The following is an 18,772-nucleotide window of genomic DNA, read 5'->3' as shown; positions in this document are numbered from 1 at the left end:
CTAGCGGGCCGTCTTGGGGTCGGAGTGCGGAACGGGAGCGGGAGTTCCCGGGGCGTCGCTGCGGTCGAGGGTGGCTTCAGCCTCGATCCTCAGCTGTACTGCATCACCGATGACGCCCGGCCAGGCGGTGATGCCGAACGCGCGCCGGCTCAGCGTGGTGCTGGCGGAAAAACCGGCGGTGCGTCGGAACGGGGGGAGGGGGTAGCGCTTGATGGCGTTGAGGGTCACGTCCAGGGTGACTTCCTGGCTGACGCCGCGCAGGGTCAGGGTACCGATCACGTGGGCGCGCCTGGCATCGATCGGTTCGACCCGGCTGGAGACGAAGCGCGCTGGGGAAACGCTCGCCGTCGAGCAGGCTGCGGGCCAGCGTGGCCTGGTTCCATTTGGCATCACCAAGGTCCAATCGCGACACGGGGACCTCGACATCCAGTGTGGCCTCGCGCCAGTTGTCGGGATCGAACTGCAGGCGGCCCTCACTGCCGGAGACCGTACCCATCGCCTGCGAGTAACCCGCGTGGTCGATGGTGAACAGCACACGCGTATGCACTGGATCGAGGCGATAGGTGTCTGCATCCGCCCAGGCGGGGGCGGTGGCGAGCAGCATCGGCAGCAGGGCCAGGCAGGGACGCATCGATGGCGGGCTCCGGAAGGGGACGTTGCGATCATACGCACAGCCCCCTGCCAACGTTGCGTGCATGGCTGCAACAGTTCGTGGTGGGTCCACCGGTGGAAACAGGCTGTTGCAGCCATGAACCCGGCCCTGTGTGACAATCGGGACAGGACAGGGGGTTCAGGATGACGAGCGGTTGGCGCCTGTGGTGCCGAGGCATCGCGGGAATGGGGCTGCTGCTGATGGCGTTCGCCACGGCGGCCACGGCCCTCGACATGGCGGAAACACCGCGCCTGCGCCGTTTCGGTGCAGCTGAAGGCATGCCCTCGCGCATGGTGCTGGCGCTGGCCGAAGACCGCCAGGGCCATATCTGGGCGGCCACCGATGGCGGCCTGGTGCGCTATGACGGCGGCAACCTGCGGGTCTGGGAACATGATCCGGAGCAGCCGGGCTCGCTGCCCGGCAACGAGATCGAGACCCTGCTGGTCGATCCCCTGGACCGCGTCTGGGTCGGCATCAATGGCAAGGGCGTGGCCCGGCTGGATGCCGACCGCGAACGCTTCAAGACCTTCGATGCGGTCAACGGCCCCTGCATGAGCCAGTTCTGGACGCTGGCCTACGCCGAGGATGCACTGTGGATCGGCACCAGTGGCCATGGCGTCTGCCGTTTCGGTGAAGACGGCAGCCTGCGCTTCTTCGAGCATGATCCGGCCCGTCCCGGCGGGTTGCCCAGCAATACCATCTACAGCAGCCTGGTCGACGCGCAGGGGCGACTGTGGATCGGCACCGAGGCGGGCATTGCGCGCTGGAACGGGACTGGATTCGAGGCTGTCGCGCCGCGCGAACTGGGGGCGCTGAGTGTGTTGCGCCTGAGCCGCGACCCCGATGGCTCGATCTGGGCCGGCAGCCAGAATGACGGCCTCTACCGTATCGACGCGCAGGACCGGGTCAGCCGTCCGCGCTGGGCCGACAGTGCGCGCCTGCGTTCGGCACTGGTGCTGGCCGATCGCCAGGGCGGTTACTGGGCGGGCACCTCCGATGGCCTGTTGCGTGGAGATGCCAGCATGCTGCGGCGGCTCGACGGCGACCGCGGCAGTGGCTTCCTCACTGCCCAGAGCGGTGTGCTTGATCTGATGCAGGACCATGAGGGCGGATTGTGGGTGGCGCTGCTGACCCAGGGCTTGGCCTACCTGCCGCCGGACTGGCGCCGGTTTTCGATCTGGAACCAGCTTGACGGCAAGCCGCTGGACAGCCAGTACCTGCTGAGTGCAGCCAGTGATGGCCGGAATTACTACGTCGGCTCAGCGCATGGCGTGTACCAGCTGGACGCGCAGGGAGTACTGAAGTTGTTGGCCAGCGATCGCGAGATCGGCAGCGGGGCGGTGTGGTCGGTGCTGCCGCGGCCGGACGGGCGCCTGTGGCTGGGGCGTGCCGGCCGCATCAGCGTGTACGACCCGGCCACCCGCGCGCTGCACGATTGGCATATCGATGGGGGAGCCGATCTGCGCCAGCGCATCGATCTGATGCGGCAGGCCCCCGATGGCACGGTCTGGCTGTCGGTGATGAACCTGGGCCTGCAGCAGCGCAGCGCCGATGGCCGCGTGCTGCGTAGTTACCCGCTGGAGGATCTCCGCAAGACCGCCGATTCACCTGTTGAGCAGATCCGCTTTGATGCCCAGGGCAAGGCCTGGGTGATGGGCGACATGGGGATCTGGCGTGAACAGGCCGGGCGCTTCGAAGCGGTGCCGGGCGTTTCGCGCGGGCTGATCTACGATCTGGTGTGGGTGGATCCGCAGCAGCTGTGGCTGGCCCGGCAGGGGGCGCTGGAACGCTACCAATGGGATGGCATGAGCCTGCGCCTGATCCAGCGCATCGATGGCAGTGCTGGCGTACCCTCGGTCAGCATGGGCGGACTGGCGCTGGCCGAAGACGGCCGCCTGTGGGCGACCACGCCACGTGGCCTGCTGCGGTGGGACCCGAAGACGCGCCGCCTGCAGCAGTTCAACGAACGCGATGGCCTGCCCGACGCCGAGTTCACCAGCAGGCCGCCGGCGGTGAATGCCGATGGTCGCGTGCTCGCGGTGGCCCAGACCGGCCTGGTCGTGTTCGATGTGAATGCTGCCGATGCGGTGCTGCCGCCGTCGTCGCTGGTGATCGCCGAGGTCCGCGTGCGGCGTGATGATGCCCGCGGCTGGCAACCGCTGCCGACCACCGGCACGCTGTTGCTGGGGCCGGATGATCGTGATCTGCAGATCGATGCGCGACTGCTTTCCTATGCCAATCCTCAGGGCAACCGTTACCGCTTCCGGGTGCAGGGCTACGACCAGAACTGGGTGGAGCAGGGCGGTGACGGCCAGCGCACGTTGTCGCGGCTGCCGACCGGCAGCTACGTCATTGAAGTCCAGGCGGCAACGGCCAGTGGCACGTGGACGCCTTCACAGCGGTTGCAGGTGAAGGTGTTGCCACCCTGGTGGCGCAGCGGCATGGCAATCTTCGGCTACCTGCTGATCGGCTCGCTGCTGCTGCTTATCCTGGTGTGGTCGATCCGTGCGCGCCTGCGCCGCCGCCAGCAATGGCAGTTGACCGTGCACAAGCAGCAACTGGCAGAGCAGGCCTCCCAGGCCAAGAGCCGGTTCCTGGCCACGCTGGGCCATGAGGTGCGCACGCCGATGACCGGTGTGCTCGGCATGAGCGAGTTGCTGCTGGCCACCCCGCTGGATGCGGTGCAGCGCAGCTATGCAGGCTCGATCCAGCAGGCTGGCAGCCACCTGCTGCGGCTGGTCAATGACGCGCTGGATCTGGCCCGCATCGAGGCCGGCCGGCTGGAGCTGGACCTGCGCCCGTTCGATCTGGCTGGCCTGCTGGACCAGGTGCAGGCGTTGATGGAGCCGATGGCGAAGCAGCGCAACCTGGAGTTCCAGCGTGGGGGCGATCCGCCGGGGCCGATCAGCGTCAGCGGCGACGAGATGCGCGTGCGGCAGATCCTGCTCAACCTGCTGGGCAATGCAATCAAGTTCACCGAGCGCGGGCACGTCGGCCTGGCCGTGCGCCTGGAAGAGAACGGTGGCGGACTCTGCTTCGAAGTGCATGACACCGGCCCGGGCATCAACGCCGAGCAGCAGGACCGGCTGTTCCATCGCTTCGAACAGGCGGACGGCCCGCGCACCGCGTCGCGCTATGGCGGCAGCGGGTTGGGCCTGGCGATCTGCCAGGAGCTGGCCGTGGCCATGAACGGACGCATCGAAGTGGACAGCCAGCCGGGCAAGGGCGCGCGATTCCGGGTGTGGTTGCCGCTGCCCTGGATCCGGCAGGCCGCCAATGCGCCGGGCGAGTCGCCGGTGCTGCCGGTGCTGCCGCCGCTGCGCATCCTGCTGGTGGAAGATGACGCGACCGTGGCCGAGGTCATCGCCGGCCTGCTGCGTGGCCGTGGCCACGACGTGGTGCACGTGCTGCATGGCCTGGGCGCGCTTTCGGAGATTGCCACCGATGGTTTTGACGTGGGCCTGCTCGATCTCGATCTGCCCGCGCTGGACGGCACCGCCATCGCTCGCCAGCTGCGTACCATGGGCTATGAACTCCCCCTGGTGGCGGTCACCGCGCGCTCCGATGCCTACGCCGAGACCCAGGTCCTGGCGGCCGGGTTCGATGGCTTCCTGCGAAAGCCGGTGACCGGTGACATGCTGGTGACTGCCATTGCCCAGGCGCGCAAAACGACAAACCGCCCTTTGAATGCGCCAGCGCCGGGCGTGAACGGCGCGACTTTCGGTTTACCATGCCGACGCCCGTAGAGCGGGAATCATCAGAAGCAGCGTGAGGAGGCAATCGGTGGTGTATCTGCGGGCGGCGATGCTGCTGCTGGTCCTCCTGTGCTGCCTGTCGCCCGCTGCGGCGCAGCCGGTGCCACCGAGCCCGCGCCAGGTGACGGTGTTCGACGGCTTGCCGTCCAATACCGTGAACCGCATGGCCGAGGATCGTTACGGTTACCTCTGGATCGCCACCAACGACGGTCTGGCCCGCTACGACGGGCGCAACTACCGGATCTGGCGCTCGGAAGACGGCCTGCGCGACAACCGCATCTGGACGGTGCTGGTCGATGCCCGCAACCAGCTCTGGATCGGCACCGAGAACGCGGGCCTGGTACGGATGTCGGCCGATCGCCGCCAGCTGCATTTCTACGACCGCAGCAGCCAGCCGTTGATGGGCACCAACACGGTCTGGAGCCTGGCCACCACGCCGGATGGTTCGGTCTGGTTCGGCACCCACGAAGGTGGTCTGTACCGCCTGGACAACCAGGACCGGCTGCAGCGCTTCCTGCCCGAAGCGAACAACCCACGCAGCCTGCCGGCCGCATCGGTGCCTTATCTGGCAACCCTGGCCGATGGCAGCCTGTGGATCGGCACCAAGCATGGTGTCGCGCGCTGGACCGGCACGGACTTTGAACGGGTTGGTGCCGGCATCGTTCCCAGCCTGCTGATCAATGGCCTGACGGCCGAGCCCGATGGCAGCCTCTGGATCAGCACGATGGCCGGTGCCATCGTGCGTCGTCCAGATGGTCGTTTCGAGGCACCGTCCTGGAAGCTGCCCGAAGGCGAACAGGTGCTGGGCATGATGCTGCGCGACGAGCAGGGCGGGCACTGGCTGGACACCCGCACCGGCCTTGGCCGCGCGGTCGATGGCCAGTACCAGGCCGTGCCGCTGTACAGCGCGGTGGCGCGTGGCCCGGTACGCCCGAACTGGACCGGCGCCTACGAGGATCGCGAGGGGGGCATCTGGCTGGCCAGCACCAACGCCGGCCTGTGGCACCTGCTGCCGCGCTGGTGGCAGTTCTCGGTGCTGTCGCGGCTGGAGGACGACCCGCGCTCGCTGCGCAATGCCTTCGTGCTGGGTACCAGCCCGTCCAGCAACGGCGGCATCTGGACGGTCGGCAGCCACGGCGCGCTGGACCGCTTCGATCCGAAGACCGGCCGCATCGAACAGCACCGCACCTGGGTCAACGGCATGCACTGGCTGACCTCGGTGCGCGAGGATCGCCGCGGCCAGGTCTGGATCGGCTCCAACGACGCGCTGCTACGCTACGACCCGAAGCGGCGTGATCTGCGCCGCTGGGGCCGGGATGCCGGCGCCGACGCGACCATGGAAGGGGTCATCGAATCGATGATGACCTGTGATGGTGACAGCCTCTGGCTGATGCTGCCGTCGGGTCTTCAGCAGCGCGATCTGGAAGGGCGCCTGCGGCGCCAGCTGGACAATGGCCAGCGCGGATTGCAGCAGGGCCAGCTCAATCTCGATGTGGAATGCGGGCCGCAGGACCATATCTGGCTGGCCAGCAGCCGAGGCCTGCTGCAGTGGCTGCCGGAAAGCGAGCGCTTCCAGCCGGTGCCGGGCGCACCGGCGACCGCGATCCATGCACTGCACGTGGGCAGCGATGGCCAGGTCTGGCTGTCCGAGGATGGCCGCCTGTCGCGCTACCGCTGGAGCCAGGGCCGGCTGGAGCGGCAGGCCGTGATCGGTGCCGAGCAGGGCTACCCGGCGATCTCCGCTTCGGGGCTGGTGGTCGATGCACAGGGGGTGGCGTGGGCAACCAGCGCGCGTGGCCTGGTGCGCATCGGCGCCGATGGCCAGAGCGTGCGCCTGTATGGCGTGCATGACGGCCTGCCGAGCCAGGAATTCCGCGAGCACACGCTGGTGATGTCGGGAGACGGCCATCTGGTGGCGGGTACGCCGGCCGGTGTGGTGGTGTTCGACCCGGAGCAGGTGCGGCCCTCGATGCGGCGTGCGCCGCTGGTGATCGAGCGGGTGGAGGTGCGCCGCAACGAGCAGGTGCTGGACCTCACCCACGACACGCCGTTGCAGATCGCCGATGGCGACCGCGATCTGCGCATCGTCGCGCGCCTGTTGTCGTTCGCCGATTCGGCGTCCAATACCTATCGTTACCGGTTGGCCGGCTATGACCCGGACTGGGTGGAAGTGGGACCGGCCGGTGAGCGCCTGTTCTCGCGGCTGGCACCGGGCAGCTATCGGCTGGAAGTGCAGGCGCGGTCGGCCGACCATGTCTGGTCACGGGTGCAGAGTCTGGAATTCCGCGTGCAGCCACCGTGGTGGCGCAGCCTGTCCGGCCTGCTGGTGCTGGCCTCGTTCGCGCTGCTGCTGACCAGCTGGTTCGCCTGGCTGTACCGTCGCCGCCTGCAGCGTCGCCACGCCTATCAGCTGGCGCTGCACAAGCAGGAGCTGGCCGAGCAGGCGTCGGCGGCCAAGACCCGCTTCCTGGCCAACCTTGGTCATGAGATCCGCACGCCGATGACCGGTGTGCTCGGCATGAGCGAGCTGCTGCTGTCCTCACCGCTGGATCCGCAGCAGCGCGGCTATACACAATCAATCCGCCACGCCGGCGAGCACCTGCTGCATCTGGTCAACGATGCGCTGGACCTGGCGCGGATCGAATCGGGCCGTCTGGAGTTGCAGTCCAAGCCGTTCGCGCTGAGCTGCCTGCTGCAGGACCTGGCGGCGCTGATGGGCCCGTTGGCTGCACAGAAGGGCCTGCGCTTCACCCTCGACAACCAGTTGCCGCCCGGCCTGCAGGCCACCGGCGACGCGATGCGGGTACGGCAGATCCTGCTGAACCTGCTCTCGAATGCGGTCAAGTTCACCAGCCGCGGCACCATCACCCTGCACGCGCGCAGCGACGCCGAGCTGCGATCGCTGCATTTCGAAGTGCGCGACACCGGCCCCGGCATCAGCCAGGAGCAACAGCAACGCCTGTTCCGCCGCTTCGAGCAGGCCGATGGTGCACGTACCGCGGCGCAGTACGGCGGCAGTGGCCTGGGCCTGGCGATCTGCCGCGAACTGGCGCATGCGATGCAGGGGCGGATCCAGGTGGAGAGCCAGCTCGGTCGCGGCACCTGCTTCGGCGTGTCGTTGCCGTTGCCGATGGTGGTCGATGCCGATGCCGAAGCAGATGGTGAAACGCACCGCGAGGACGCGGCCAACATGCCGCCATTGCGGGTACTGCTGGTGGAGGACGACGCGACTGTGGCCGATGTGGTGCGCGGGCTGCTGAGTGCGCGCGGGCACGAGGTGGTACATGCGGGCCATGCGCTGGCGGCACTGCGTGAGATCAGTGCCGGTGATTTCGACGTCGGCCTGCTGGATCTCGACCTGCCGGGCCTGAGCGGTTTCGAGCTGGCCCAGCATCTGCGCAACCAGGGCTACATGCTGCCACTGCTGGCGGTGACCGCGCGTACTGACCCGGACCTGCAGCAGCAGGTGGAGGCGGCCGGCATCGGTGGCTTCCTGCGCAAGCCGGTGACCGGGGAACTGCTGGTGGAAGCGATCGCCCGGGTGATGGGAAGGTAGGGTTTATTGCAGGGCTTGCAGCCCTGCACCTGCAGAAGCAACGTCAACGTCAAAAGCGCGCAATCCGTGGGATGGCGGGGTGGGTCCGGTTGCGGGGGACGCTGCAAGTCCCCCTCCGGGGCCCGGCCCAGCCGCTGGCGGCTGTGCGTTCGGGCGCTTGCGAAGCGGTGCTTCGCAAGCAAAGCGCCCTCACCCATGTAAGCTCGGTCGCCGCTTGCTCATGTGCGCTGTCCTGCGCACACGGCAAGACCGGGGTTGGGCCTCCTGCCCAACTCGCCCGAGGCATGCCTCGGGCCCATGCGGCTCACGCCCCCGCAACCGGACCCTCCCCGCCTTCGACAGTTTTCCGCGATCTGTCGGAGCACGGGGTCGGATCCCGTTGGCGCGCAACGGGCTCTGACCCCAATCTGGAATTCGATATCTGACAGATGTGTCGACCAAGGTCGACACCTACCAACAACCGCGCGTTCCAACAGTCGCCGTTACCCACAGCCGCGTGAACCTGTCAGAGGTGGGGCGGTGTGGGCTTGCAGGACCGTTGGCGCCATGGATGGCGCCATCGAGCCCCCATGGACGGGTTTACGGCGTGTCCTGCAAGCCCACACTGCCCCGCCATCCCACGGAATGCTCGCTGTTGCTGTTGCTGTTGCTTCGGGTTGGGCCTCTGCGGGTGCAGGGTGCAACCCTGCCGAACCCCCTCACTCCGCGACGTGCTCGACCTGCCGCGGTTCGGGCTTGGTGTCCGGCAGCTGCCAGAAGATCATCGTCGAGGTCAGGGTGATCGCGCCCACGCACAGGAACGTCGCATGCAGTGCCGCGGTGGCGCTGTTGCTGTCCAGGTGATTGCCGAACGCGGCCAGCAGGCTGCCGGCCGCCGCGGCACCGAAACCGGCGGCGAGCATCATCACCATCGACAGCAGGCTGTTGCCGGAACTGGCGAACTCGCGGTCCAGATCCCGCAGCGTCACGGTGTTCATCACGGTGAACTGCAGTGAATTGACCGCACCGAAGAACGCCAGCTGCAGCAGGCGCCAGGCCAGGTGCTGGCCGGGCGTCATCAGGATGAAGCTGGCCATCGCCAGGCCCACCAGCACGGTGTTGACCATCAGCACGCGGCGGTAGCCGTAGCGCTCGACCAGCTTCACCGCCAGCTTCTTCGACACCATGCCGGCCGCCGCCACCGGCACCATCATCAGGCCGGCGTTCATCGGGCCAAGGCCAGGCCGACCTGCAGCAGCAGCGGGATCAGCATCGGCATGGCGCTGCTGCCGATGCGCGAGAACAGGTTGCCAAGGATGCCGATGCGGTAGCTGGGCACGCGGAACAGCGCCAGCGAGAACAAGGGCGCGGTGGAGTTGGCGGCATGCAGCCAGTAACCGACCAGTGCGGCCAGGCCGGCCACGGTCATCAGCATCACCAGCGCATGTGGCGTTCCGAGCCCGGAGATGCCGTCCAGCGCCAGCGACAGCACCACCATCGCAAAGGCCAGCATGATGTAGCCGCGCAGGTCGAAACGGGTGCGATGGCTGGCGTAGTGGTCGGGCATGATCTTCATCGCGGCGATGAAACCGATCACGCCGATCGGCAGGTTGATCAGGAACACCCAGTGCCACGAGGCGATTTCGACCAGCCAGCCGCCCAGTGTCGGGCCGATCAACGGGCCGACCAGTGCCGGAATGGCGATGAAGCTCATCGCGCGCAGGAAATCCTCGCGTGGCACCGAACGCATCACTGCCAGGCGGCCGACCGGCAGCAGCATCGCACCGCCGATACCCTGCAGCACACGTGCCCCAACCAGCTGGTGCAGGTGCTGGGCCAGCGCGCAGGCCAGCGAGCCGAGGGTGAACAGGATGATCGCTACCAGGAAGGTACGACGCGTGCCGTAACGGTCGGCAATCCAGCCGGAGGCAGGGATGAAAGTGGCCACCGCCAGCGCGTAGCTGAACACCACCGACTGCATCTGCAGCGGGCTTTCTCCCAGGCTGGCCGCCATCGCCGGCAAGGCCGTGTTGACGATGGTCGAGTCCAGCATCTGCATGAAGATCGCCAACGAAACCAGCCACAGCAGGGGGCGCTGGCGGTTGTAGGTCGATGGCGATGTAGACATGGGGTGTGGCCGGTGCAGCGTGGGGGACGCCATGATCGCGCACTGCGGGTCACGGCGCGATCAACATCGCGCCGCAACCGCAACCGCATGCGCAATGCTCAGCGCTGGCTGTGCGCGTGCACCGCGTCGACCAGCACCTGCACGTGCGCCGGGTCCATGTCCGGCGACATGCCGTGGCCGAGGTTGAACACATGGCCCTCGCGCGAACCACCGTTGCCGGCGGCATAGGTGTCGAGCACGCGTGCTGCGGCTGCTGCGATCGCATCCGGCGAGGCGTACAGGGTGGTCGGGTCGAGGTTGCCCTGCAGGGCGACGCGGCCGCCGGTGCGGCGCATCGCCTCGTCCAGATCCAGCGTCCAGTCCAGGCCCAGCGCATCGGCACCGGTCTGCGACAGCGCTTCCAGATGCAGGCCGGTGCCCTTGCCGAACAGGATCAGCGGGGTGCGCTCGTTGCCTTCGCCGCGCTCCAGGCCCTCGGCAATCCGCTGCAGGTAGCGCAGCGAGAACTCGCGGTACATCGACGGCGACAGCACGCCACCCCAGGTATCGAATACCTGCAGCGCCTGTGCACCGGCCGCGCGCTGCGCGCCGAGATAGGCGATCACCGCCTCGGTGGTGACCTCCAGCAGGCGGTGCAGGGCCTGCGGATGGTTCAGTGCCATCGCCTTGATCCGCGCGAAGTCCTTGCTGCCGCCGCCTTCCACCATGTAGCAGGCCAGCGTCCACGGGCTGCCGGAGAAACCGATCAGCGGCACCTGGCCGTCCAGCTCACGGCGGATCAGGCGCACCGCGTCCATCACGTAGCCCAGGTCCTGTTCCATGTCCGGCACCGCCAGCCTGGCGATGGCCGCTTCATCACGCACCGGGTGGCGGAACTTCGGGCCTTCGCCTTCGACGAAGTACAGCTCCAGGCCCATCGCATCGGGAATGGTGAGGATGTCCGAGAACAGGATGGCCGCATCCAGCGGGAAGCGGCGCAGCGGCTGCAGGGTAACCTCGCAGGCAATCTCCGGATTCTTGGCCATGGCCAGGAAGCTGCCGGCCTTGGCTCGGGTCGCGCGGTATTCCGGCAGGTAGCGTCCGGCCTGGCGCATCAGCCAGACGGGGGTGCAGTCCACCGGTTCGCGGCGCAGGGCGCGCAGCAGGCGATCGTTGCGGAGAGGGCTGGTCACGATGGGCATTCCTTGGACGAAAGTTGGCAGCGGCGTCAGTCGCCGTGCGAGAGGATCTGGAAACCGCGATGCAGTTCGGCATCGCGGGCCTTCTCGAAGGCATGGCGGGCTTCGTCGGCCTGCAGGAACAGCTCGCGCCGCAGCTGCGAGCGGCTGCCGACGCGGCCGCTCTCGCGCAGCAGTTCCCAGCCGCCGAACAGATCCGGCTGCAGGCTCAGGCGCAGGAAGCGCGGTGCCTGCGCACCGGCGTCGGGATGTTGCAGGTAGACGTGCATGGCGCCGATTGTAGCGGGGCCAGGGTGACCCCGGCCGCAACGCGGTGGTGCCGGCCGCTCGCCGGCACTACCGGGCCGACAGTACCTTCAGCACCGCCGCCTCATCCACGTCCGGCACCACTTCGGCGCGGCCCATGCCACGCCACAGCACCAGGCGCAGGCGGCCGGCCACGTTCTTCTTGTCCAGCCGCATGCGGCCGAGCAGGGCCTGCGGGGCCAGTCCTGCGGGGATCGCCACCGGCAGGCCGAGGCGTTCCAGCAATGCCTGCAGGCGCACGCGGTCGGCATCGTCGGCCAGGCTCAGGTCGGTGGACAGCTTCGCCGCCAGCACCATGCCCACCGCTACGGCCTCGCCATGGTTCAGCGCATCGCGGCCCGGGGCGGAATAGCCCTGTTCGGTCTCGATGGCGTGGCCGAAGGTGTGTCCCAGGTTGAGCAGGGCACGCTCCCCCTTCTCGAACGGATCGCGTTCGACGATGGCGGCTTTGTGCCGGCAGCTGCGTGCAATTGCCTCGGCCAGCACCGCATCCTCGCCGGCCAGCAGCGCCCCGGCGTGTTGCTGCAGCCATTCGAAGAACACTGCATCGCCCAGCGCGCCGTACTTCACCACTTCGGCCAGGCCGGCGCGCAGCTCGCGCGGCGGCAGGGTGGCCAGCACGCGGGTATCGGCAATGACCGCGCGCGGCGGATGGAATGCGCCGACCAGGTTCTTGCCGGCCGGAATGTCGACCGCGGTCTTGCCGCCCACCGACGAATCGACCATCGCCAACAGGGTGGTCGGAAGCTGCACGCAGTCCACGCCGCGCATCCAGCAGGCCGCGGCAAAACCGGCGAGATCACCGACCACGCCGCCACCAAGGGCGAACACACAGGCGTCGCGGGTGGCGCCGAGTGCGGCCAGCGCTTCGATCGCACGACCGAATTCGGCCAGGGTCTTGGAAGCTTCGCCGGCGGCCAGCACGTGCTCGCCGACGATCAGGTCGGGGCGTGCGGCCAGCAGCGTCTGCTTCACGGCTGCCAGGTAGCGCGGAGCCACTTCGCTGTCGCTCAGCAGCAGCACGTGGCGGCCGCGCACGTGCGAGGCCAGCGCGGCGCCGTCGGCCTGCGCGCCAGCGCCGATGGTGATGGAGTAGGGGCGGTCGCCGCCAACGGCGACCTGCAACAGGGCGGGGGAAGTCATGCGGTCAGGTCCTGGCGCTGCCATTGCGTGGCCAGCTTGACCACCAGCTGGGCGGTCGCGTCGGCAGCGGTGTACGGGTCGGTATCGAGGGTGAGGTCGGCCAGTTCGCGGTACAGCGGGTCGCGGTGAGTAGCCAGATCGTGCAGCACCTGCTCGCGGTCCGGGCGCTGCAGCAGTGGCCTGCCTTTGTCGCGGGCCAGGCGTTCCAGCTGCGCGGCCACGCTGACCCGCAGGTAGACCACGAAGCCGCGCTGGGCAATCAGGGCGCGGTTATCCGGATCGAGTACGGCGCCTCCACCAGTGGAAACCAGCTGGCCGCGGCCTTCCAGCACACGGGCCAAGGCTTCGCGCTCATGGCTGCGGAAGCCGGTTTCACCCGAGTGCTCGAAGATGGTCGGGATGCTGGCGCCGGCGGCATCGACGATGGCCTGGTCGACATCGACGAAGTCCAGCGTGAAGCGCTCGGCCAGGCGGCGGCCGATGCAGGTTTTGCCGGCGCCCATCGGGCCGATCAGGATCAGGTTCGGAGCAGGATTCATGCCCTCTGATGCTAACACCTCCGTGCCCTTGCCTTTACGTTCTTCACGTCAGGGTAGGCGTTCCTGCGGGGTCTCCCGCGCCAGCCGGAGTACAGGCCATGACGGTCGCCAAGGTCATCGAAATCACCGCCTCCTCGCCGAAGAGCGTGGAGGACGCCGTGCGCAGCGGTCTGAAGAAGGTCTCCGAGACGGTCAAGGGCATCCAGGGCGCCTGGGTGAACGAGACCAAGGTGGTCACCAACGGCAGCGGCGAGATCACCGAATGGCGGGTCAACCTGCGGGTGACATTCCTGGTGGAGTAGGCGCGCTCAGCGCACGTCCTGCACCTGGCGCTGGCCATCCAGCACCACCACGTGGTCGGCGAGGGCGGGCAGGGCGTGCAGCGCCTGCCGGCTGACCCGCTCGTAGTACTGCACGAAACGCTCCAGCTGTGGCCGGCTCATGCCGTGCCGGCCCGGCTGCGCGGCCTCCAGGTTCTGTTCCTGCTGCCAGCGCCAGCGTGGCACCACCGAGAAATCCGGCGGCTGCAGGAACCACAGGCGGTCGCAGCGCTGCCACAGTGCCGGGTAGTCGCGGGCCAGCGCCTGGTTACACCAGCGACGCCAACGGCCATCGGCGTCGGCCTCGCGCTCCAGTGCGTTCAGCGGGCTGTCCAGTGCGTTGTCATCCTGCGCCGGTGTGCCGAGGAACCAGCCTTCGAACACCAGCAGGTCCAATGGCTGCTGCAGCTGCGGCCACTGAGCCTCGGGCAGGCGTTCATCGGCCAGCTTGTCGAATCGTGGCATCGCGAAGGGCTGGCGTGCGGCCACCGCGTCCAGCACGGCGTGGGCCAGCGGCAGGTCGTGGGTGCCGGGCGGCCCGCGGGTGATCAGCAGCGGATGCACCTGGCGGGCCAGTCGCTGGCGCTGCGCACGGGTGAGGTAGACGTCATCGATCGACAGCGTGGCCGCGTTCAGGCCGCGTGCCTGGGCGCGCCACCACCTGCGCGGCCAGCGTCGATTTGCCGCTCCCCTGCAGGCCGCTGATCGCCAATACTGGAACCGCTGCGCCGCTGCCCAGCGCATCATCCAGCGCCTGTTCGGCCAATGTTTCGGGGAATCCTTTCACCTGGGGCATATACGCAGCAGCGGCCATGCAGCCACAATAGCCCAATCCGTGTGAGAAGAACGCAATCATGAGCGACCTGTACGCCGAAGCCCTGTCCACGTTTGCCGGCCTGTTCGACGAGGCCAGGCAGAGCCGCGAGGTCGAGCCGAATGCGATGACCGTGGCCACCGCCGATACGCAGGGCCGTCCCTCGGCGCGTACCGTGCTGCTGAAGGCCTTCGACGAGCGTGGCTTCGTCTTCTACACCCACCTGGACAGCCACAAGGGCCAGGAGCTGCAGGCCAATCCGCAGGCCGCGCTGTTGTTCCTGTGGCGCAGCCTGCGCGAGGCGGGTATCCAGGTGCGCATCGAAGGCCGTGTCGAGCAGGTCGCAGATGCTGAAGCCGATGCCTATTTCGCCAGCCGCCCGCGCATGAGCCAGATCGGCGCCTGGGCCTCGCAGCAGTCGAAGACGCTGGCGACGCGCGAGGAATTCGACGCGCGCGTGGCCGAGATCGAAGCCCGCTTCGAAGGCAAGGACGTGCCGCGCCCGGACGGCTGGAGCGGCCTGCGCGTGGTGCCCGACCGCATCGAGTTCTGGTACGGCGCGCAGTTCCGCCTGCACGAACGCTGGTGCTATGAAGCCGGTGCCGAAGGGCGCTGGAGCAAGCGCCTGCTGTATCCGTAAGGCAACCTGATGCAACGCCTGCCGCTGTACCGTGTGGTGGTGTTCGTGCCGTCGGCAGCACTGGATGCAGTGAAGCAGGGCATCCTCGCGGTGGACGCGCTGGCGGCCGGCGACTACGAGCACGGGATGTGGTGGTCGGCGCCGGGATTCGAGCAGTTCCGCCCGCGCGTGGGTGCGTCGCCCGTGCAGGGTGAGGCGGGCCGCACCGAAGTGGTCGACAGCGTGCGCCTGGAATTCTGCCTGCCTCGGAATCCGCAGCGGCTGCAGCGCATCTTCGAACAGGGCATCGTGCCGCATCACCCGTGGCAGGTGCCGGTGGTGCAGGTGGAGGAAGTTGAGCTGCTGCTTACTGACGCACGCTCTTTGTAGAGTCGAGCCATGCTCGACTGCGGGTGCTCTGGCGCGCAAGGCAGTCGAGCATGGGTCGACTCTACAAGAGCAGGCTGTCGCGAACGGACTGGTCAGCTTCATCTGCGAGCAGGTCAGCAACCGGCACACTCCGACGAATGCCCTCGATTTACGGAGTCGCCATGCCCTCCTGGCGTTGCCTGTTTGCCGTGCCATCACCGCGCCGCGGCGTGGAAGCCTTTCTGTTACTGCTCGCCCGCATTGTCGCCGGTGTGATGTTCTGTGTGTCTGGCTGGAACAAGGTGTTCACCGATGCCGGGCGCGAGCGCATGGTGCATACGCTGGTCGATACGGGGATCCCGTTCCCGGTGTTCAGTGCGCCGGTGCTGGGCGCGATTGAATGGATTGCCGGCGGACTGCTGGTGCTGGGGCTGCTGAGCCGCCCCTCGGCGTTGCTGCTGGCGGCGATCTGTGCGGTGGCTGCATTGACCGATGGCATCGCACGCATTCCCGCAGGATTGAGCGTGCCGGATTGGTTGAGCTGGTTCTTCTACCTGAGCGAAGTGCCGCTTGGAGTGCTGCTGCTTTGGATTGCGGCGGTGGGTAGCGGCCGGTTCGCCATCGAGGCGCGTTGGGTACGGTGAGTGCGCCTCGTCCGCGCGCAGCCGGAGTGCGCCTGTAGCATTTGGTGTGTTCCGGTAGATCCACGCCATGCGTGGATGAGATGCTTGACGGAAGAGCGGTGCGAACCAAGGTTCGCACCCACCAGGCAACGAGTGGTTACAACCCTTCCGCGCGCAGCCAGCGCCACAGCGTGGTGCGTGAGACGCCCAGCGCCTGCGCCATCCCCTCGCGATCATTGCGATGTTCCTGCAGCAGCGTCTCCAGCTGCGCACGCGGCGGGCGCTTGCCGTTGCTTTCCACCGGCAATGCTGAAACGCCTTCATTCACCAGTTCGGGTGCCAGCTGCAGCAGTCGCGCAGCATCAATCAGCCCTTCACCGGGCTGCCAGTGGATGCGCAGCCGATCCACCAGATTACGCAGCTCACGCACGTTGCCTGCCCAACTGGCGGCGGTCAGCACCGCCAGCGCATCCTCATCCAGTGGCGCATCGATGCCACGCAGCTGGCGGAAGAAGTGCTGCGCCAGCAGCGGGATATCACTGCGCCGCGCGCGCAGCGAGGGCAGGGCGATACGCAGCGCGGCCAGGCGGTAGTACAGGTCGCGCCGGAAGCTGCCGGCTGCCGCGCGCTGTTCCAGCGACTGCAGGGTCGCGGCCACCACGCGCAGGTCCACCGGGGTCGGTTCGGTGGCGCCGACACGCAGTACCTCACGTTCTTCCAGCACGCGCAGCAGGCGGGTCTGCAGCGGTAGCGGCAGTTCGCCGATTTCGTCCAGGAACAGCGTCCCGCCGTCTGCGGCTTCGACCAGGCCGACACGGCCGCCACGGCGTGCGCCGGTGAAGGCCCCATCGCTGTAGCCGAACAGCTCCGCTTCCAGCAGCGATTCGCTGATCGCGCCGCAGTTCAACGCGACGAAGCGGCCTCGACGGCCGCTGGCCGCGTGCAGCTGGCGCGCCACCAGTTCCTTGCCGGTGCCGGTTTCGCCGGTGACCAGCACGGTGCTGTCATGCGGGGCATACAGCGCGATCTGTGCGCGCACCTGCGCCATCGCATCGCTGTCGCCGAGCAGTTCATGCGCATCGGCACGCGCTGCCGGGCGCCGGCGTGGGGCAGGGCGGTTGCTGCCGGAACGTGCCAGGGTCTGGGTCAGTTCCAGCGCATGTTCGAACGCCTGTCGCACCGAGTCGGCCGAATACAGCAGCACGCCGGGCAGGCCGGCCTGTTCGGCGTGGTCGATGGCCATGCCGGTGCCGACGATCACTTCGATGCCGTTGGCGCGCAGGTCGGCGATGCAGTCGCGTGCGTCCTCGCGGGTGACGAAACGGCGATGCTCGATATCCAGGCCGAAACTCTGCTGGAAGTTGCTGAACACCGGCACGTCGCTGGCGTGGGTGACCAGGCCGATGCGGCTGGCGATGCGTCGCGCGCGCCAGTGCTTCCATCAGGTCGAAGCCGTTGGCCTGGATCGGCACCAGCGGCAGCTCCAACCGGCCGCGCAGCCAGGCCGCGTTGGAGCCACCGGCGATCACCACGTCGCAATGCTCGCGGCGCAGGCGCTGGCCGATCACATCCACCGCTTCCTCGAAGCCGAGATTGATCTGTTCGATGCGCGCGCGGCGGTCGAACTCGGGAATGACGTCGCCGAGCAGGCCGGTCAGCCGCGAGACGCTGACGGTCCAGATCACCGGGCGGCCGGGGTCGGCATCCGCATGGCGCAGGGGTGAGCGGGGCAGATACATGGCGGCGGGTCCGGGCGGGGTGTTTCATGATACATATGTTTCAATGTTTCATTTGTTTCGCTGCTGCATGCCGGTCATCCCCGTGAAATCAACTGCTTGCAGCTTGGCATGGTGCTTGCGCCTACCCATCCGTTCTTCAACCTGGATTGCCGCATGACTGCTTCCGCCCCTTTCTCCGCCGGTGCCCGTTTCCGTGAGGCGCTGGCTGCCGAATCGCCGCTGCAGGTGATCGGCGCGATCAACGCCAACCACGCCCTGCTGGCCAAGCGCGCCGGCTTCCGCGCCATCTACCTGTCCGGCGGCGGCGTTGCCGCGGGCTCGCTGGGCCTGCCGGACCTGGGCATCAACACCCTGGAAGACGTGCTGGTGGACGTGCGCCGCATCACCGATGTCTGCGACCTGCCGCTGATGGTCGACATCGACACCGGCTTTGGCCCGAGCGCGTTCAACATCGCGCGCACCGTGAAGTCGTTGATCAAGGCCGGCGCGGCCGCCTGCCACATCGAGGACCAGGTCGGCGCCAAGCGCTGCGGTCACCGCCCGGGCAAGGAGATCGTCTCGCAGGGTGAAATGGTCGACCGCGTGAAGGCGGCTGCCGATGCCAAGACCGATCCGGACTTCTTCCTGATCGCGCGCACCGACGCCATCCAGGTGGACGGCGTGGACAGGGCCATCGAGCGCGCCATCGCCTGCGTTGAGGCGGGTGCCGACGGCATCTTCGCCGAGGCCGCCTACGACCTGGACACCTACCGCCGCTTCGTCGACGCGGTGAAGGTACCGGTGCTGGCCAACATCACCGAATTCGGTGCCACCCCGCTGTTCAGCCGCGACGAACTGGCCTCGGCAGGCGTCGCGATCCAGCTGTTCCCGCTGTCGGCGTTCCGTGCCGCCAACAAGGCCGCCGAGAACGTCTACCAGGCGGTGCGCCGCGATGGCCACCAGCGCAACGTGGTGGACACCATGCAGACCCGAGAAGAACTCTACGACCGCATCGGCTACCACGCGTTCGAGCAACAGCTCGATGCACTGTTCGCCGCCAAGAAATAAGCAGT

General features: G+C 67.8%; 11 protein-coding genes and 4 pseudogenes. 7 read left to right on the top strand and 8 right to left on the bottom strand.

What is annotated here, in order from left to right; translation table 11 throughout:
- Window positions 1–631 (bottom strand): annotated as a pseudogene (locus tag ACZK2V_RS17340) (YceI family protein).
- Window positions 632–795: 164 nt separating this feature from the next.
- Between ACZK2V_RS17340 and ACZK2V_RS17335 the strand changes: the two are divergent.
- Window positions 796–4,398, top strand: coding sequence for a hybrid sensor histidine kinase/response regulator (locus ACZK2V_RS17335; protein WP_486322621.1), 3,603 nt, complete (start codon window positions 796–798; stop codon window positions 4,396–4,398).
- Between the two features lie 37 nt (window positions 4,399–4,435).
- Window positions 4,436–7,963 (top strand): hybrid sensor histidine kinase/response regulator, encoded by a 3,528-nt coding sequence (locus tag ACZK2V_RS17330; protein ID WP_486322620.1) that lies wholly within the window; start codon window positions 4,436–4,438, stop codon window positions 7,961–7,963.
- A gap of 698 nt (window positions 7,964–8,661) precedes the next feature.
- Here the strand turns inward: ACZK2V_RS17330 and mdtD are convergent.
- From mdtD to ACZK2V_RS17305, 5 genes and pseudogenes are all read right to left on the bottom strand, one after another.
- Window positions 8,662–10,070: pseudogene (gene mdtD / locus ACZK2V_RS17325) on the bottom strand (multidrug transporter subunit MdtD).
- A 98-nt stretch (window positions 10,071–10,168) separates the two neighbouring features.
- On the bottom strand, window positions 10,169–11,251 hold the full coding sequence (gene hemE, locus ACZK2V_RS17320; protein WP_032127799.1) for a uroporphyrinogen decarboxylase: 1,083 nt from the start codon (window positions 11,249–11,251) through the stop codon (window positions 10,169–10,171).
- Window positions 11,252–11,277: 26 nt separating this feature from the next.
- The gene (locus ACZK2V_RS17315; RefSeq protein ID WP_032127800.1) at window positions 11,278–11,517 is read right to left on the bottom strand and encodes a WGR domain-containing protein; all 240 of its coding nucleotides are present in this window, start codon (window positions 11,515–11,517) and stop codon (window positions 11,278–11,280) included.
- 67 nt (window positions 11,518–11,584) lie between these two features.
- On the bottom strand, window positions 11,585–12,697 hold the full coding sequence (gene aroB / locus ACZK2V_RS17310; protein WP_486322619.1) for a 3-dehydroquinate synthase: 1,113 nt from the start codon (window positions 12,695–12,697) through the stop codon (window positions 11,585–11,587).
- The gene (locus ACZK2V_RS17305) at window positions 12,694–13,236 is read right to left on the bottom strand and encodes a shikimate kinase (protein ID WP_486322618.1); all 543 of its coding nucleotides are present in this window, start codon (window positions 13,234–13,236) and stop codon (window positions 12,694–12,696) included. The genes aroB and ACZK2V_RS17305 overlap by 4 nt, the downstream gene beginning before the upstream one ends.
- A gap of 98 nt (window positions 13,237–13,334) precedes the next feature.
- Here ACZK2V_RS17305 and ACZK2V_RS17300 point away from each other — a divergent pair, with 98 nt between their 5' ends.
- On the top strand, window positions 13,335–13,538 hold the full coding sequence (locus tag ACZK2V_RS17300) for a dodecin family protein (protein WP_005410663.1): 204 nt from the start codon (window positions 13,335–13,337) through the stop codon (window positions 13,536–13,538).
- A gap of 6 nt (window positions 13,539–13,544) precedes the next feature.
- On the opposite strand, the pseudogene ACZK2V_RS17295 reads toward ACZK2V_RS17300, so the two are convergent.
- Window positions 13,545–14,370, bottom strand: a pseudogene (locus ACZK2V_RS17295) (kinase).
- A 40-nt stretch (window positions 14,371–14,410) separates the two neighbouring features.
- On the opposite strand from ACZK2V_RS17295, the gene pdxH reads away from it, so the two are divergent.
- From pdxH to ACZK2V_RS17280, 3 genes are all read left to right on the top strand, one after another.
- On the top strand, window positions 14,411–15,010 hold the full coding sequence (gene pdxH, locus ACZK2V_RS17290; RefSeq protein ID WP_154264191.1) for a pyridoxamine 5'-phosphate oxidase: 600 nt from the start codon (window positions 14,411–14,413) through the stop codon (window positions 15,008–15,010).
- A gap of 9 nt (window positions 15,011–15,019) precedes the next feature.
- On the top strand, window positions 15,020–15,379 hold the full coding sequence (locus tag ACZK2V_RS17285; protein ID WP_486322617.1) for a YqfO family protein: 360 nt from the start codon (window positions 15,020–15,022) through the stop codon (window positions 15,377–15,379).
- A 161-nt stretch (window positions 15,380–15,540) separates the two neighbouring features.
- The gene (locus ACZK2V_RS17280) at window positions 15,541–16,002 is read left to right on the top strand and encodes a DoxX family protein (RefSeq protein ID WP_154353166.1); all 462 of its coding nucleotides are present in this window, start codon (window positions 15,541–15,543) and stop codon (window positions 16,000–16,002) included.
- A 136-nt stretch (window positions 16,003–16,138) separates the two neighbouring features.
- On the opposite strand, the pseudogene prpR reads toward ACZK2V_RS17280, so the two are convergent.
- Window positions 16,139–17,720 (bottom strand): annotated as a pseudogene (gene prpR / locus ACZK2V_RS17275) (propionate catabolism operon regulatory protein PrpR).
- 153 nt (window positions 17,721–17,873) lie between these two features.
- On the opposite strand from prpR, the gene prpB reads away from it, so the two are divergent.
- Window positions 17,874–18,767: a methylisocitrate lyase gene (prpB, locus tag ACZK2V_RS17270; RefSeq protein ID WP_486322616.1), complete on the top strand. Its 894-nt coding sequence runs from the start codon at window positions 17,874–17,876 to the stop codon at window positions 18,765–18,767.
- The last annotated feature ends 5 nt before the right edge of the window (window positions 18,768–18,772 follow it).

Source organism: Stenotrophomonas sp. 93052_Sma (assembly GCF_056481145.1).
Note: the sequence above shows the minus strand (reverse complement) of the source record. Positions and strands in the feature narration are given on the sequence as shown.

Coding starts and splice junctions, on each gene's coding strand:
- ACZK2V_RS17335 (WP_486322621.1), top strand. CDS start 796: ATGACGAGCGGTTGGCGCCTGTGGTGCCGAGGCATCGCGGGAATGGGG.
- hemE (WP_032127799.1), bottom strand. CDS start 11,251: ATGCCCATCGTGACCAGCCCTCTCCGCAACGATCGCCTGCTGCGCGCC.
- ACZK2V_RS17315 (WP_032127800.1), bottom strand. CDS start 11,517: ATGCACGTCTACCTGCAACATCCCGACGCCGGTGCGCAGGCACCGCGC.
- aroB (WP_486322619.1), bottom strand. CDS start 12,697: ATGACTTCCCCCGCCCTGTTGCAGGTCGCCGTTGGCGGCGACCGCCCC.
- ACZK2V_RS17305 (WP_486322618.1), bottom strand. CDS start 13,236: ATGAATCCTGCTCCGAACCTGATCCTGATCGGCCCGATGGGCGCCGGC.
- ACZK2V_RS17300 (WP_005410663.1), top strand. CDS start 13,335: ATGACGGTCGCCAAGGTCATCGAAATCACCGCCTCCTCGCCGAAGAGC.
- pdxH (WP_154264191.1), top strand. CDS start 14,411: ATGAGCGACCTGTACGCCGAAGCCCTGTCCACGTTTGCCGGCCTGTTC.
- ACZK2V_RS17285 (WP_486322617.1), top strand. CDS start 15,020: ATGCAACGCCTGCCGCTGTACCGTGTGGTGGTGTTCGTGCCGTCGGCA.
- ACZK2V_RS17280 (WP_154353166.1), top strand. CDS start 15,541: ATGCCCTCCTGGCGTTGCCTGTTTGCCGTGCCATCACCGCGCCGCGGC.
- prpB (WP_486322616.1), top strand. CDS start 17,874: ATGACTGCTTCCGCCCCTTTCTCCGCCGGTGCCCGTTTCCGTGAGGCG.